Here is a 15,753-nt window from a genome sequence, read left to right on the forward strand (position 1 = left end):
CTAATTTTTAAAGGAGATTGCTTATGTCAATGGTTACTTTACCTGGATTAAAAGAATTAATTGAAAGTATAAGTCGCGAGCGGAATTTACCCCGTCTTGCGGTTCAATCAGCTATTAGAGAAGCACTACTCAAAGGCTACGAACGCTATCGTCGCGCCCAAAATTTAGAGCGCAAACAGTTTGATGAAGATTATTTTGAAAATTTTGAAGTAGAACTAGATATTGACGGAGAAGGATTTCGCGTTCTTTCCACCAAAACCATTGTTGAAGAAGTCAACAACACAGACCATCAAATATCCCTAGATGAAGTTCAACAAGTAGCTCCCGAAGCGCAGTTAGGAGACTCTGTAGTGCTGGATGTTACCCCCGACCAAGGAGAATTTGGCCGGATGGCGGCAATGCAAACTAAGCAAGTATTGGCGCAAAAATTACGGGATCAACAGCGCCAAATGGTGCAAGAAGAGTTCCAAGATTTAGAAGGAACTGTTTTGCAAGCAAGAGTCTTGCGGTTTGAGCGGCAATCAGTGGTTTTGGCAGTTAGCAGTGGCTTTGGTCAGCCAGAAGTAGAAGCCGAATTACCGAAGCGAGAACAGCTACCCAACGATAATTATCGGGCAAATGCCACCTTCAAGGTATATCTCAAAAAAGTTTCCCAAGGTCAACAACGAGGGCCACAATTGCTTGTGTCTCGTGCAGATGCTGGTTTGGTGGTTTATCTGTTTGCCAACGAAGTCCCAGAAATTGAAGACGAAGTGGTACGGATTGTTGCCGTAGCTAGGGAGGCAAACCCCCCTTCTCGTTATGTCGGCCCCCGGACTAAAATAGCAGTAGATACCCTCGATCGCGATGTAGACCCAGTTGGCGCTTGTATTGGAGCTAGGGGATCGCGAATTCAAGTGGTAGTCAACGAATTACGCGGTGAAAAAATAGATGTAATTCGCTGGTCGCCAGACCCAGCAACATATATTGCCAATGCCTTAAGTCCAGCACGGGTGGATGAAGTGCGCCTCATGGATCCAGAATCCCGACAAACTCACGTCCTCGTGGCTGAAGATCAACTTAGTTTAGCCATTGGGAAAGAAGGACAAAACGTCCGTTTGGCAGCCCGCCTAACTGGTTGGAAAATAGACATCAAAGACAAAGCCAAATATGACTATGCTGGAGAGGATGAGAAATTTACCGCAGTCAGAGCAAAATATCAGGCAGAGGAAGACGATCTTGAATTCGAGGAAGAATTAGAGGATGAAAATCAGGACGAATTAGAAGAAGAGGATACTTTTGATCGTCACGATGACGAGTAATTGATTAACCTCGTAAAGTTTTGATAATGTTGATTGTAGTCCGAGTCTCAAAGATTCTTTTCTGAAAGATGCCTTGGTATAAGTAAAAAATAGTAATAAAAAACTTATTTTTACATCCAGAATCCTGGACTAAGATCGCAGACAACTGATGAAACCAAATTATCGGCGGTGTATTAGTTGCCGGAAAGTAGGCTCAAAAGATGAGTTTTGGCGGATTGTCCGCGTCTTTCCATCGGGAAAGGTACAATTAGATCGGGGCATGGGGCGTTCTGCCTACATTTGTCCCCAAACGAGTTGCTTACAAGCCGCTCAAAAAAAAAATCGACTAGGGCGATCGCTACATGCATCAGTGCCAGAAACACTGTACCAAAGCTTGTCGCAACGTCTAGCCATCAGCAATACCCAAAACCAAATTTAATTGGAACAAATTTGTGACATCATCACCAGAGGAATTGTGCGAAAGCCGAAGTCGTGCTTTCATCACACCCTCTGTTGATCGTTAAGGTTAGTGCCAAAATAGAAAATGGGTGTAAAAGGCATTCGGCTCTCCAGTAATTAAGAGAGGCGAGGCATATATTCCCAGAATCAAGATGTAATCGATTGTGTTGTGGAAGATTCAGAATCAACAAAACAAGAAACTACAAAATGGCAACCTGGTAGCGCTCAGGCGCAGTTCGGCGTCCAGGGTTCCTATAAAAATCTTTTTTTATTTAAAAAATTTTTATGGGTATCCCTCAACCATCATTCCTGGTGGGGATGCCACTATTAAACCGAAACATCTCTCTTTCCTGATTGGAGGCACCGGCAAAAACTAAACGGCGGTCTAAAAACAGTAATCCAAGGATGGAGATGTCGCAAACCAGGCAGCCATCCGCTAAAACTGTAAATTAAAGGGGAAGAGTGGATGACCAACGGCAAAGTTAGAATCTATGAATTATCAAAGGAATTGAATTTGGATAACAAAGAGCTATTAGCAATTTGCGAGCAGCTCAGCATCTCGGTCAAAAGCCATAGCAGCACGATTTCAGAATCCGAGGCAGAAAACATCCGGGCGGCAGCAGAAAAGCTTGCAACTACGAATGTATCGGCCAAAAAGGAACTAGGTACAACCAGCCATAAACCAAATTCACCACCAAACGGCGGACGTAACCGACCTGCTGCACCCCACAAACAGCAAATTTTGGAAATACGCAAACCCAAAATATTGAGAAATACTACCTCCAACGCCCCAGAGGCGTCAGTTGCCAACAATACCCAAGCTGCCTTGTCTGAAGCTAATCCTCCCTCACCTCCACGGCCTTTTGCTACACCAGCCTCACCCATGAAGCCGACGGTACCAACTCGACCTGTACCCCGGACTCAATCTGAGACTCAAGAGCAACCTCCTGTAACCGAATTGGAACAAACGCCTAATCAAAATCAGGCACCGGAAAAAGCAGTATCCCAAAAACCGGAAAAAATAGTTCCACCAAGACCGAAATCAGAAAAACCTCAAAAACCGCAATTAGTTGCCCCTCCATCAAGACCGGCGGCAGAAGTTGCTCAAACAGAACTTGTCCAAGTGCCAGATGAGCCGGTATCTCAGGCAGATAAACCAATTCTCAAACGCGACCAACGCCTCAGACCCGTTGAAGGCGATCGCGAGCAAATTAAGCCCAGAGCTGCCAAACTCCCAACTGACCAGTCTGCACCAGGCGCACCACAAAGACAAGCTCGACCCACCCCTGCACCCACCAGACCAGAGCAGAGGGTCAATAGACCATCTGCACCATCAATAGGAGACGGGCCAAGACCAAGGCCAGCACGTCCTGGTGAATCGATAGCAGCCGCAATGCCGATCGCTACTCCACCCAGACAAATGTCAGGATTAGCCGGCAAATCTCAAGGATTAGGTGATGAGCCAGTAACACCACCCGATCTCCTCGACTTAAAACGCCCAAGTCCGCCTCGCCCAACCAAAGGCGGCAAAAAGTGGGTAGAAGAGGAAATAATCGACGAAGTTAAAGAAAAGGCTAAAGCTGGCGTTAAAGGCAAGCGGATCAAGCCGATATTGGATGATGAATTTGAAGAAGATTTGTTGGATGATGACGATATCGACTCACCAGCAACCGTGCAAGTCAGCCTATCAATCGCTCGTCCTCCCAAACCAAAAGCAACTCGACCTGTACAGATGCCAAGTGCTGCCCTTGCTAGTGCCCCAACTGCTAGAGGAAGTAGGAAACCTGGTTCTAAATCTGGTTCTGGCCGCGACCATCACAATAACCGTCGCCAACAAGAAGCCGACACAAAGCGCGATCGCCCCGAAAAGGTGACGATCACAGGGCCCTTGACTGTGCAAGAGTTGTCTGACGTTTTAGCCGTTGCCGATACAGAGATTGTAAAAATCCTGTTCCTCAAAGGCATGGCGGTGAGTATCACCCAAAATCTAGATATTCCCACAATTACCCTAGTAGGAAAAGAACTAGAAATAGAAGTTGAAACCGTCGAGCGAGAAGCAGAAGCTCGGAAAATTACCGAAATGGTCGGCGCAGAAGACCTAGAATATCTCCACCGCCGTCCGCCAGTCGTGACAATTATGGGTCACGTAGACCACGGTAAGACAACCCTGCTTGACTCAATTCGCAAAACAAAAGTGGCTGCTGGCGAAGCTGGTGGTATTACTCAACACATTGGTGCATACCATGTGGACGTAGAACATGAGGGTAAACCACAGCAGATTGTCTTCCTAGATACTCCTGGTCACGAAGCCTTTACAGCGATGAGGGCACGAGGAGCCAGAGTAACAGATATTGCAGTGTTGGTAGTAGCTGCTGATGATGGTGTCCGTCCCCAAACCATTGAAGCCATTAGCCACGCCCAAGCTGCGGGAGTGCCAATTGTTGTAGCAATCAACAAAATTGACAAAGAAGGGGCACAGCCAGAGCGGGTCAAACAAGAGCTTACCCAGTATGGTTTGACCGCAGAAGATTGGGGTGGTGAGACAATCATGGTTCCTGTGAGCGCCATTAGAGGTGAAAACCTAGATACGCTCTTAGAGATGATTCTGCTGGTAGCAGAAGTTGGTGAACTATCTGCAAACCCAGATCGGGCTGCCAAAGGAACTGTCATTGAAGCCCATCTGGATAAAGCCAAGGGAGCAGTTGCTACCCTGCTAATTCAGAATGGTACCTTGCACGTGGGAGATATCTTAGTAGCCGGCTCGGCCTTCGGTAAAGTCCGGGCGATGGTAGATGATAGAGGCAAGAGAGTAGACATTGCTTCTCCTTCCTTTGCTGTCGAGGTATTGGGTTTAAGTGATGTCCCAGCAGCCGGCGACGAGTTCGAGGTCTTCCATAACGAAAAAGAAGCCAGATCCCTCGCTAGCGATCGCGCCGACAGACAACGCCTATCTCGCCTGTTACAAGGTCGTGTTACCCTTACTACCCTGTCTGCTCAAGCCCAAGAAGGCGAGTTGAAAGAACTCAACTTGATCTTGAAAGGAGACGTACAAGGTTCCGTGGAAGCCATTGTGGGAGCGCTCAAGCAAATCCCCCAAAACGAAGTCCAAATTCGGATGCTCTTGGCTACTGCTGGGGAAATCACCGAGACAGATATCGACTTGGCTGCTGCCAGTAACGCTGTAATTATTGGCTTCAACACCACCTTTGCCAGTGGTGCTAGACAAGCCGCCGATGAAGCGGGTGTCGATGTCCGAGAATACAACGTGATTTACAAACTCCTAGAAGATATCCAAGATGCCTTGGAAGGTCTTTTGGAACCAGAGTTGGTGGAAGAACCCTTGGGTCAAACCGAAGTCCGGGCTGTCTTCCCAGTCGGTCGCGGTGCTGTTGCCGGTTGCTACGTTCAATCTGGCAAGTTAGTTCGCAACTGCAAAGTCAGGGTACGACGCGGCGGTAAGGTGATCTTTGAAGGCGTTCTTGATTCCCTAAAACGGATGAAAGAAGATGCGCGTGAAGTCAACGCCGGTTACGAATGCGGTGTCGGCATAGATAAATTCAATGATTGGGTTGAAGGTGACATCATCGAATCCTATCAGATGGTTACGAAGCGCCGCACTCTCATCTTAACAAGATAGTGTTGAGGGTAAAATGGTTAGAAGTTAGGAGTAATAAATTAGGAGTTAGGAGTTAAAGGCTGCTAATTCTTAAACTCCTAATTCTTAACTCATAACTTTTTATTATGCATTCATTTCGCTCTGAACCTATTTTGTGGATTCACGTCGCTGGATTAGCGACATTGCCTATTTTTCTAGTCCTCTGCTTATTGTTTCTGTCTGTAGGCGAGCCTTTTTTACCAGTCTGGATGGAACTATTTTTAGTTGCCACCATTGGCATTCTCCCTTTGCTATGGATGCAGTTACGTCGTCCTTTTTATATATTTGCTCTTTTAGGAATAGCCCTAAAGCCAGAAAATCTGACTGAACGACAACGAAAAATTCTCTGTTTAATTAATACAAAGTTAAATCGCATCCTGGCATTAGTAGCAGCAGTATTATCGGTTTGGGTGCTATGGCATCTTTACCAATTTGCCCCATTAGTAGCAAATTCAGCGAAATTTCTTCCGCAATGGCGCAGCGTTGCCCTAGTGCTGGCTGGGTTAGCTTTTTTGGGCAGTAATTTATTTTTACAAATACCTGTGAGTGTAATGCGAGTTTTAGTGACTAATGACACAGAATTCGCTGGTATAGAACCATTATCTTTAGAAAAGATTAAGCAGGATTTCACAATTTTAGGAGTGCGGGTTAATCAAATCGTCCCCCAATTGTTGCAATCCTTGTTTAGGATTAATACAGATTCGTAGTAGCCCTGAAAGTAATATTACTTACTTTAAAAGGCTAGAAATCAGCATCAGGGGAAGCAAAAAAGAGTAGAGGGAGATGAGGGACATGAGGGAGCAGTGGAAGAAGAACTATCGATTATTGCCCAATGCCCAATGTCCCATCCCCAATGCCCAATGCCCCATCCCCAATGCCCTATTCCCCTTGAAGTTAAAATAAAGGAATGAGAAACTATGACTCAAATTCCAGCTTCTAGCGATCGCCAATTTTCTACTGATACTGAAATTTGGTATAGTCTCAAATGTGCAATCTCTACTAGTTCCGGTTTTCAACGCTGGCAACTAGAACGCGATACTCAATTACAAGGAATTCGTTTGGAACAGCAGGTACAACGGTATTTAAGGGAAACTTTAGAAACTTTAGCTTACTAGACACCAAATAGATTTTATAGGCTTGTGTGTAAGCAGTGGAGTTGACGGTATGAACTCTGAAGCGATCGCCATCAACTTCTACTTAATTCATAAGATTATTTTCAAATCCCGCAAATGTGCAACGCTGAAAATCGAAGTCACACCTAGCTAAAGCCTAAGATAAGCGATCGTAGCGGTTATTATACACGTTATTAATGGGGGGCATAACAATGTTGTGCCCCCACCGCGTTTTAAATATCAAGATTTTTGTAACCCGCGTTCGTGTAGCGTTCCGAAAGGAAAAGTCAGAAGAATTTGAACGCCGGGTGAGAGAAGATAAAAGCTACTACTACTTTGCCTTTATCATGACAAATCGTAGGCGATCGCTCAATGTAATTTTATATAGTGTTAGCTCTAAATGAAACACTACACGTAGCTTGCTTCACCGTAAGAAGACACAATCCAAAATCTAAAATTTAAAATGGTAAGCTGTCGGATAAAAACGGCATTTACCTAAATCCACTCAAATCCCTGTGTGGCTAAAAATTCTTTACCTGGTTCCAAAATATCTTTGCTTAAAATCAGTTTGACTTTTGGTGAACTAAGATACAAACGAAAACGCTGAATAAATAGTTGGTTAGCAGGTTCAATTTTCCTAATGGCACTCCAGGGAATCAATAACGGCGTAAGTCCCAAGCCAAGCAAGGGGAAAATACTCAGATAAATCCCTTGAGGAGTTATACCAACATTTAAAGTTCCTTTGTAGTGAACCAAACCCACAGAACCACTTTGCATTCGGAAAAAATTTTGTGGTGGCGGTTCTTTGGTGCGGTAGAGTTTAGCGAGGCGATTCCAGTCATGACGGAATAGAAAAATCATGACTATCGTGGAAAATGTCAAAAAAACGATGTATATCCACTGAGGGGTATGTGACATTGGTTTTTAAGTCACTGATGACTGACGCTTTAACTGTAAGCGATGTCTAACAACAAGTCTCTCTGCGTCTACATACTCACCAATCAACCACATTCCCTTGAATTTTTTCAAATTATAGAAGTATACCGATTAAAAACTGCTTCATAAAAATCCTATTCACTCAAAAAACTGGCCTTAATTAAAGCCAGTTTTTTGATTTTATTGAAAACTTCTATTCAGACCTTGGGGCCGAGCATTAACGGAACACACTTGAGAAGATATTATTAAGCTTTATCATCGAAATGTCAAGATTTTGTGAATTAGTTCTTCAAAGCTTGCCATTAGATATCGCCACTTCCCTTAAATTCTCAGGCTGTGCTTCTAAACTGTTGTCACCAAAATGCTGATTCATCAGCGTGGGGACAAGTGATGCTTGAATTCGGCTATAGCGCGTTTTATCGGGCATAACTAGGTTTGGCCCAGCTTTACAATTTTTCATACAACCAGTGCCCTTGATTGTAACTTGGTCTTCTAAACCGCGATCGCTTAAAGCTGCCTCCAAAGCCTGACAAACTGCTTTACCACCGCGTTTCATACAATCAGACTTTTGACACACCAAAATCGTGGCTTTAGCCTTAGCTGGCTTTACCTTGACATTATCAATCGATGGGGGTTCTTGGACTGGTGCGATCGTTTCAACTTTCCCCATCTCAGAACGCGCCGCCATCACCCGTTCAGCTTTCAGAGTGACTGTGTCATCCTTTAAATCATGTTTTTTGTAACCAACAACTTGCAACCAAGTCCCTGGTGGTAAGCGCAAATCAAAAGCAGCCCGTAAATGTTTAGCAAGTTTAATATAAGTCTCACCCTCATGAGTCCCCAGGATTAAGCCTTTAAGCTTATAGCCATCTTTAATAACAAAATTTATAAATCTACCCTCAAGGCAAAATTCTGATATTTGTGTAGTGTAAGATGCACTCATTTTTCTTTGACCTATTTTGAACTAGTACAAGCTATCAAGCGAGATATTCTCAGTAGTAGCTAAAGATTGTAACTGTTAGTAGTGACTTTGCCAGCAGCATTCAAGAGTCAAAATCTGGTCTTGACGAGAGGCTGTAAATCGCCGGATCACACCCCAAAGTTGAACAGCCGCAGTAGGATTGCTAATTTCAACTTTTAAGGGCTGGTTAGCCTCGCAACTACAGGGAATATCCAATTCCTTTAGGCGTTGATAGACTTGCCAGCGATCTGCCCAATTCACCCCTACAAGGTGCTTTATTTCTATTTCTGAACTAAACGATTTCAAGAGAATTGCCCTCAAAGTGCAACAAACTTGCAGTAAATACCGCCATTTCACTCCCTGCTTTTAAAAAATTAGGAGTTTAACCTGTTAAAACCAGTATACATTAAGTGCAAATAATTCTCATTAGTTTTGAAAAAATAAAATTCTTGCAGTCATCCATGATGAGATGAGGGAGAAAACTTTGCCCTGTCTTCCCCATCTCCTCAGTCGTTGAGAATTTTTTATATTCAAGCCCGTATGTCAATACCAATAATGATAGATATATGCAATTTGAGCGGAATACCATCATTCAGCAGACAAGAAACTTGAGAATTTTAGTAGGTAAAAATACAAAATATTGTTATGGCAAATTGGCTTGCTATTATTATTAAAATGTTAATATGTAAAGAATAAGCAGTTAAAAACTGTAACTACTAAAAAAAAGAGAAACACAATGTCTGAAACACAAACTTTGTTACGAAACTTTGGTCATGTATATGACAATCCAGTGTTGCTCGATCATAGCGTAACTGCTCCAGTTACAGAAGGATTCAACGTTGTATTAGCTAGTTTTCAGGCACTGTACTTGCAGTACCAAAAGCATCATTTTGTAGTTGAAGGTTCAGAATTTTATTCTCTGCATGAGTTTTTTAACGAAAGCTACGACCAAGTACAAGACCACGTCCATGAAATTGGAGAACGCTTAGATGGTCTAGGTGGCGTGCCAGTAGCGACTTTCAGCAAACTCGCAGAATTAACCTGTTTTGAGCAAGAATCTGAAGGTGTATATTCTTCTCGCCAAATGGTGGAAAATGACCTAGCTGCCGAACAAGCCATTATTGGTGTGATTCGCCGTCAAGCTGCTCAGGCAGAGAGTTTAGGAGATCGGGGCACACGCTATCTATACGAAAAGATTTTGTTGAAAACTGAGGAACGTGCTTATCATTTATCCCACTTCCTCGCCAAAGATAGCTTAACTTTAGGATTTGTCCAAGCGGCTCAAAGCTAAAACTCCCATAATCTAGATTTGTCTACCTAGACTGCAAAAAAAGTTGGCAGCACGAACTCTTAAAATATTATAAAGAATGGCAGAGAATGGTATCCTTATTTCTCTGCCATTTTTAATTTAAGTAAACATATCATCATAATATTTAACCTAGAAAATCTTTAGCAATTAGCTAGTTTAATAAATATTTTTATCTAAGAAATTTATTTGGGCTGCATAAGTAGACAGTATGCACCAATAAATCACAATTTGTTGCAAAGTCTCATCAAATTAAATAACAAAAATTTGCAAAAGCTTTAAAAATTTGAACATCACAATTAAATAAAATTAAAAATACAAAATAATCATTGGGCATTGGGGAATTGGTTATTTATTCTTTCTCCCCCTCCTCCCTCATCTCCCTTGTCCCGCTTATCCCCCAGTCCCCTCTCTGTCATCAAACCTAGAAAACTTAATAATAAAAAGCACGAGAGGGTGTAAAGACCCTTAAAATAATCAGGATTTGTATTCTCATACTCCAAGGCAACGACTATGCCCCGCCGTGATGATCTCAGGAAGATTCTACTGTTAGGCTCTGGCCCAATTGTGATCGGACAAGCCTGTGAGTTTGACTACTCTGGCACTCAAGCCTGTAAAGCGCTGCGAGAAGAAGGCTATGAAGTGGTTTTGGTCAACTCCAATCCTGCAACGATTATGACTGACCCAGAAACGGCCGATCGCACTTACATTGAGCCGTTAACACCGGAATTGGTCGAAAAAGTCATTGAGAAAGAACGCCCCGATGCTTTATTACCAACGATGGGAGGACAAACCGCCCTCAACCTCGCCGTTGCTTTAGCCAAAAATGGCGTGTTGGAAAAGTACAGCGTTGAGTTAATCGGCGCTAAACTACCAGCGATCGAAAAAGCCGAAGATCGAAAACTTTTTGGTCAAGCAATGGCCAGGATTGGGATAGCTGTATGCCCTAGTGATACAGCCGAATCTTTGGAAGAAGCCAAAGCTGTTGCTCGACAAATTGGTACTTATCCCCTAATTATTCGTCCGGCTTTCACAATGGGTGGAAGTGGTGGCGGTATTGCTTACAACCAAGAAGAATTTGAAGAAATGGCACAGGTAGGTATTGATGCCAGCCCTGTTTCACAAATTCTCATTGACCAGTCTTTACTCGGCTGGAAAGAATACGAACTCGAAGTTATGCGCGATCTGGCAGATAACGTAGTGATTATCTGCTCCATCGAAAACCTTGACCCTATGGGCATTCACACTGGGGACTCCATTACCGTCGCTCCCGCGCAAACCCTTACTGATAAAGAATATCAAAGGCTGCGGGATATGGCAATTAAAATCATCCGCGAGATCGGTGTGGAAACTGGCGGTTCTAATATTCAATTTGCCGTTAATCCGCTTAATGGGGATGTGGTTGTAATTGAGATGAACCCCCGCGTTTCCCGCAGTTCGGCTTTATCTTCTAAAGCTACAGGTTTTCCCATCGCTAAAATTGCCGCAAAATTGGCTGTGGGCTATACCTTGGATGAAATTCAAAATGATATCACCAAGAAAACTCCCGCGTCCTTTGAGCCGACAATTGACTATGTGGTGACAAAAATCCCCCGCTTTGCCTTTGAAAAGTTCCCCGGTTCTGACCCAGTGCTGACAACTCAAATGAAGTCTGTCGGGGAAGCGATGGCAATTGGGCGGACATTCAACGAATCCTTTCAAAAGGCGCTGCGATCGCTCGAAACCGGACGCGCTGGTTGGGGTTGCGACAAAGCCGAGAAATTACCCAGTGGTGAACAAATCCGCGCCCAACTGCGGACACCTAATCCCGATCGCATTTTCGCCGTGCGTCATGCTTTGCAGCAAGGCATAACTATTGAGGAAATCTACGAACTGACTGGTATTGACCGATGGTTCTTAGATAAATTACAGCAACTCCTAGATGTCGAGAAATTCCTGAAGCGGACACCCTTGCAGCAATTGACAAAAGAGCAACTGTATGAAGTGAAGCGGGACGGATATAGCGATCGCCAAATTGCTTATGCCACCAAAACTACCGAAGACGAAGTTCGCGCTTACCGCAAGTCATTAGGAATTATCCCAGTTTACAAAACTGTAGATACTTGCGCTGCTGAGTTTGAAGCGTTTACCCCCTACTACTATTCTACCTACGAAGAAGAAACGGAGGTAATGCCCGCAACTAAGCCCAAAGTGTTGATTTTGGGTGGTGGCCCCAACCGCATTGGGCAGGGAATAGAGTTTGACTATTGTTGTTGTCACGCCGCCTATGCCTTGAAGGATGCGGGGTATGAGACAATTATGGTCAACTCTAACCCAGAGACAGTTTCGACAGATTACGATACTAGCGATCGCCTTTACTTTGAGCCTTTAACAAAAGAAGATGTCCTTAACATCATCGAAACGGAAAATCCAGTCGGGGTAATAATCCAGTTTGGCGGACAAACACCGCTAAAGTTGGCTATTCCATTACAAGAGTTTCTTAACAATGACACTTCAGGACTGATCACTAAAATTTGGGGGACATCGCCAGATTCCATCGATATGGCAGAAAACCGGGAGCGGTTTGAAAAGATTCTCCAAGAGTTGAATATTGCCCAACCACCGAATGGTATTGCGCGGAGTTACGAAGATGCTCTGATTGTTGCCAAACGCATTGGTTATCCGGTAGTGGTGCGTCCTAGCTATGTGTTAGGCGGACGAGCTATGGAAATCGTTTATTCCGATGCTGAGTTGGAACGCTACATGAGCTTTGCAGTACTCATAGAACCAGAACATCCAATTTTGATTGATAAGTTTTTGGAAAACGCGATTGAAGTTGATGTCGATGCGATCGCCGATCGCACTGGACGGGTAGTAATTGGTGGTATTATGGAACACATCGAACAAGCGGGTATTCACTCAGGAGATTCTGCTTGTTCCTTACCTTCTATTTCCCTATCACCAGCAGTTCTCAATCAAATTCGTACTTGGACGGTACAGCTAGCACAAGCGCTGTCAGTTGTGGGATTAATGAATATCCAATTTGCCGTTGTGGGTGCAAGCAGTTATTCTCCCCAAGTTTACATTTTGGAAGCAAACCCCCGCGCCTCCCGTACCGTACCCTTTGTATCTAAAGCAACGGGCGTGCAGTTGGCGAAATTAGCATCTTTAATTATGTCGGGCAAAACCCTAGAGGAGCTAAATTTTACCGAAGAAGTCATTCCCACACATATTGCTGTAAAAGAAGCAGTATTACCCTTTAATAAATTCCCAGGAACTGATACAATATTGGGCCCAGAAATGAGATCCACTGGTGAGGTGATGGGGATTGACAGCGACTTTGGCAGAGCATTTGCCAAAGCAGAACTAGGTGCTGGGGAGCGTTTACCGCTAACGGGAACTGTATTTGTATCAATGAGCGATCGCGATAAAGCTGCCGCAGGTGCTGTGGTAAAGGAGTTTATCGATTTGGGCTTTACAGTGATGGCTACCCTTGGTACACGCCGAGTACTTCTTGAACAGGGGTTAAATATTGAATTAGTGTTAAAACTCCATGAAGGCCGTCCCCACGTCTTGGATGCAATCAAAAATCAAAAAATCCAACTTATCATCAACACACCTTCCGGGGAAGAAGCTCAGACTGATGCTAGGTTAATCCGCCGCACAGCCTTAGCTTACAAAATTCCCATCATTACTACCATCGCTGGCGCAAAAGCTACCGTCGCCGCCATCCGTTCTTTACAAAATACAACTTTGGACGTAAAAACCATTCAAGAGTATTGTCCGATTACGAGGGAGTAGGGAGTAGGGAGTAGAGAGTAGGGGGAGACAAGGGAGACAAGGGAGATAAGGGAGCAGGGGGAGAAAGAATAAATAACCAATGCCCCATGCCCCATTCCCAATTCCCAAGAAAATTAAGCAATTGTTATAAGAGAATGACTATAGTTCTCATTAGATATATCTTAACAAATATGAGGAAGCTTATGTTGACCAGATAATTTCTGAAATTGACTTTTAATCAGCCTTGAGAGAGAGGGCGATATTGCATGAACTGGAACAACCAGGAAATTTAATGTCGCCATATAGCCAAAACATTCTCATAAATGTTACAATTGTTAATAAGACTCCAATAAAAAAATGTTTAAGAAGCTACCTTTTATCTAACTGTAGATACTTGTGAAAAGTAGGAAATAACTGTAACTTTTAGCAGTTAAGCAGCCTAAATTTGATTATTATGAGCAGCCGAATTTATCGGGCGCGTAAGTTGCAAACCATACATGGGTTCCCAGTCTGACTGGGTATCACCCTAACAAAGCATCTATCCCTTAATGACCCTACCGCCAAACCCATCATTACCAAAGAGTAGCGCCATGAAGACCGCTCAGACAGCCACAGACCTCGTGCGGACTTACCTGCGTGAGATTGGCCGTGTGCCACTCTTAACCCACGAGGAAGAGATTTTCTATGGTAAACAGGTGCAACGTTCCTGTACTTTGCACGAATCAAGAGAATCTCTTGCCACCCAGTTAGGTCGTCAACCGACTTTAGAAGAGTGGGCCAAAGCGACAAACTTAGAACCAGGAGAATTAAACGAAGCGATCGCTGATGGTGAGATTGCTAAACGTAAAATGGTAGAAGCTAATTTACGGTTGGTGGTCTCCGTTGCCAAAAAGTACATCAAGCGCAACGTCGATTTACTGGACTTGATCCAAGAAGGTAGTATTGGTATGCAACGCGGCGTAGAAAAGTTTGACCCTACCAAAGGGTATAGATTTTCTACCTACGCCTATTGGTGGATTCGGCAAGCCATCACCCGTGCTATAGCCGAAAAAGCCCGCACCATTCGGCTGCCCATCCATATTACTGAAAAATTAAATAAAATTAAAAAGGCACAGCGCCAATTGTCTCAAAAATTGGGACGCGCTCCGACAGCTGGTGAGCTAGCTGAAGAATTAGAATTGACTCCCAAACAAGTAAGAGAATATCTAGAAAAGGCGCGTTTGCCCCTATCTTTAGATTTGCGATTGGGTGATAATTATGATACCGAACTCGGAGAAATGCTGGAAGATCCAGGAGCATCTCCAGAAGAGTTCGTCATGCAATCTTCCCTATCTTATGACTTAGATCGGCTGATGGGCGATCTAACGCCACAACAAAGGGAAGTAATCACGCTACGTTTTGGCTTAACTGATGGGCAAGCGCTGACGCTGGCTAAAATCGGTGAAATACTGAACATCAGCCGCGAACGAGTCCGGCAAATTGAGCGGGAAGCTTTAACTAAACTCCGTAAGTCTAAAGCCAATATGGATGAATATTTGGCAAGTTAGGAGTACAGACGCGATTAATCGCGTCTGTGCAGGAATTAGGAGTGATACCAGTTCTTTATAAAGATGCACATAATAAGTCTCCCCAACACATCGGGGGGTAAATATATCCAGCTTCACAAAGAAACGGTATGAGGAGTTTTTAATTAACTTCTCACTCTTTACTTTATTTGTTAGGGTGAGAAAATACGCTGACTTTAGTACGGTTACACCTACTTCCACCAGAAAGCAAGACTGTTACATTAGTTGACAGGAAGACGAAATAGCTAGCTAAGTCAAGTCCAAAACAGGCATTTAATATTCAAATCACAAGCACCGCAGCCAAGAGTGGTAGTTAAGGAGCTAAATAATGAGTAACCCATCCAATCGTGTCTCAGAATTTTTCAATAGCGAATCAGAAACTAACGATTTACTATGGCAGTACGTTAAATCTTTGAGTCCAGAGACAGTTACCCAGCTATCTAAACCTACATCTGCCGAAGTCTTTCAGGTGATGGAACGAAATATTACAGGACTATTGGGTAATCTACCTTCAGAACACTTTGGCATTACCGTAAGCACCAGTCGGGAAAGTCTAGGTCGGCTTCTGGCTTCTGCTATGATCAGTGGTTATTTCTTGCGTAATGCTGAACAGAGAATGAATTTTGAACTCGCCCTACAAGGCACTGAAACCAACAATACCGAAGTTGACTAGAAGAAGTTGACTAGAAATATAAAATTTAGCAAATTCTATATTGTTGT

Annotated in this window: 13 protein-coding genes; 10 read left to right on the top strand and 3 right to left on the bottom strand. The window is 43.7% G+C overall.

The window, feature by feature from the left end; translation table 11 throughout:
- The first annotated feature begins 23 nt into the window (after nucleotides 1-23).
- From nusA to GTQ43_RS22155, 6 genes are all read left to right on the top strand, one after another.
- A complete protein-coding gene (nusA, locus tag GTQ43_RS22130; protein WP_265274894.1) occupies nucleotides 24-1,301 on the top strand; it encodes a transcription termination factor NusA in 1,278 nt (425 codons plus the stop codon).
- A 148-nt stretch (nucleotides 1,302-1,449) separates the two neighbouring features.
- Nucleotides 1,450-1,719: a YlxR family protein gene (locus GTQ43_RS22135; RefSeq protein ID WP_094331183.1), complete on the top strand. Its 270-nt coding sequence runs from the start codon at nucleotides 1,450-1,452 to the stop codon at nucleotides 1,717-1,719.
- 486 nt (nucleotides 1,720-2,205) lie between these two features.
- A complete protein-coding gene (gene infB / locus GTQ43_RS22140; protein ID WP_265274895.1) occupies nucleotides 2,206-5,376 on the top strand; it encodes a translation initiation factor IF-2 in 3,171 nt (1,056 codons plus the stop codon).
- 104 nt (nucleotides 5,377-5,480) lie between these two features.
- Nucleotides 5,481-6,101 (top strand): low-complexity tail membrane protein, encoded by a 621-nt coding sequence (locus GTQ43_RS22145; protein WP_265274896.1) that lies wholly within the window; start codon nucleotides 5,481-5,483, stop codon nucleotides 6,099-6,101.
- A 210-nt stretch (nucleotides 6,102-6,311) separates the two neighbouring features.
- Nucleotides 6,312-6,509, top strand: a complete 198-nt coding sequence (locus GTQ43_RS22150; RefSeq protein WP_265274897.1) for a hypothetical protein — start codon at nucleotides 6,312-6,314, stop codon at nucleotides 6,507-6,509.
- Nucleotides 6,510-6,718: 209 nt separating this feature from the next.
- Nucleotides 6,719-6,910: a hypothetical protein gene (locus GTQ43_RS22155; protein ID WP_265274898.1), complete on the top strand. Its 192-nt coding sequence runs from the start codon at nucleotides 6,719-6,721 to the stop codon at nucleotides 6,908-6,910.
- A 91-nt stretch (nucleotides 6,911-7,001) separates the two neighbouring features.
- On the opposite strand, the gene GTQ43_RS22160 is transcribed toward GTQ43_RS22155, so the two are convergent.
- The 3 genes from GTQ43_RS22160 to GTQ43_RS22170 form a co-directional block, all read right to left on the bottom strand.
- Entirely contained in the window at nucleotides 7,002-7,424 is a 423-nt protein-coding gene (locus GTQ43_RS22160) for a hypothetical protein (protein ID WP_265274899.1), read from the bottom strand.
- Nucleotides 7,425-7,731: 307 nt separating this feature from the next.
- Nucleotides 7,732-8,385, bottom strand: a complete 654-nt coding sequence (locus GTQ43_RS22165; protein ID WP_265274901.1) for a (2Fe-2S) ferredoxin domain-containing protein — start codon at nucleotides 8,383-8,385, stop codon at nucleotides 7,732-7,734.
- Nucleotides 8,386-8,460: 75 nt separating this feature from the next.
- Entirely contained in the window at nucleotides 8,461-8,709 is a 249-nt protein-coding gene (locus GTQ43_RS22170; RefSeq protein ID WP_265274902.1) for an Asr1405/Asl0597 family protein, read from the bottom strand.
- A 430-nt stretch (nucleotides 8,710-9,139) separates the two neighbouring features.
- On the opposite strand from GTQ43_RS22170, the gene GTQ43_RS22175 reads away from it, so the two are divergent.
- The 4 genes from GTQ43_RS22175 to GTQ43_RS22190 all read left to right on the top strand — a co-directional run bounded on the left by GTQ43_RS22175 (nucleotide 9,140) and on the right by GTQ43_RS22190 (nucleotide 15,706).
- A complete protein-coding gene (locus GTQ43_RS22175) occupies nucleotides 9,140-9,694 on the top strand; it encodes a Dps family protein (protein ID WP_265274903.1) in 555 nt (184 codons plus the stop codon).
- Between the two features lie 528 nt (nucleotides 9,695-10,222).
- The gene (gene carB, locus GTQ43_RS22180) at nucleotides 10,223-13,489 is read left to right on the top strand and encodes a carbamoyl-phosphate synthase large subunit (protein ID WP_265274904.1); all 3,267 of its coding nucleotides are present in this window, start codon (nucleotides 10,223-10,225) and stop codon (nucleotides 13,487-13,489) included.
- A gap of 569 nt (nucleotides 13,490-14,058) precedes the next feature.
- The gene (locus tag GTQ43_RS22185; protein ID WP_265274905.1) at nucleotides 14,059-15,015 is read left to right on the top strand and encodes an RNA polymerase sigma factor, RpoD/SigA family; all 957 of its coding nucleotides are present in this window, start codon (nucleotides 14,059-14,061) and stop codon (nucleotides 15,013-15,015) included.
- Nucleotides 15,016-15,361: 346 nt separating this feature from the next.
- Entirely contained in the window at nucleotides 15,362-15,706 is a 345-nt protein-coding gene (locus GTQ43_RS22190; protein ID WP_012412037.1) for a DUF760 domain-containing protein, read from the top strand.
- The last annotated feature ends 47 nt before the right edge of the window (nucleotides 15,707-15,753 follow it).

This window comes from Nostoc sp. KVJ3 (assembly GCF_026127265.1).
Classification (GTDB): Bacteria; Cyanobacteriota; Cyanobacteriia; order Cyanobacteriales; family Nostocaceae; genus Nostoc.

Bases quoted from the DNA above. Each gene is read 5' to 3' on its own strand.
- infB (WP_265274895.1), top strand. From the start codon at position 2,206: ATGACCAACGGCAAAGTTAGAATCTATGAATTATCAAAGGAATTGAAT.
- GTQ43_RS22150 (WP_265274897.1), top strand. From the start codon at position 6,312: ATGACTCAAATTCCAGCTTCTAGCGATCGCCAATTTTCTACTGATACT.
- carB (WP_265274904.1), top strand. From the start codon at position 10,223: ATGCCCCGCCGTGATGATCTCAGGAAGATTCTACTGTTAGGCTCTGGC.
- GTQ43_RS22175 (WP_265274903.1), top strand. From the start codon at position 9,140: ATGTCTGAAACACAAACTTTGTTACGAAACTTTGGTCATGTATATGAC.
- GTQ43_RS22165 (WP_265274901.1), bottom strand. From the start codon at position 8,385: ATGAGTGCATCTTACACTACACAAATATCAGAATTTTGCCTTGAGGGT.
- GTQ43_RS22190 (WP_012412037.1), top strand. From the start codon at position 15,362: ATGAGTAACCCATCCAATCGTGTCTCAGAATTTTTCAATAGCGAATCA.
- nusA (WP_265274894.1), top strand. From the start codon at position 24: ATGTCAATGGTTACTTTACCTGGATTAAAAGAATTAATTGAAAGTATA.
- GTQ43_RS22145 (WP_265274896.1), top strand. From the start codon at position 5,481: ATGCATTCATTTCGCTCTGAACCTATTTTGTGGATTCACGTCGCTGGA.
- GTQ43_RS22155 (WP_265274898.1), top strand. From the start codon at position 6,719: ATGTTGTGCCCCCACCGCGTTTTAAATATCAAGATTTTTGTAACCCGC.
- GTQ43_RS22135 (WP_094331183.1), top strand. From the start codon at position 1,450: ATGAAACCAAATTATCGGCGGTGTATTAGTTGCCGGAAAGTAGGCTCA.
- GTQ43_RS22185 (WP_265274905.1), top strand. From the start codon at position 14,059: ATGAAGACCGCTCAGACAGCCACAGACCTCGTGCGGACTTACCTGCGT.
- GTQ43_RS22160 (WP_265274899.1), bottom strand. From the start codon at position 7,424: ATGTCACATACCCCTCAGTGGATATACATCGTTTTTTTGACATTTTCC.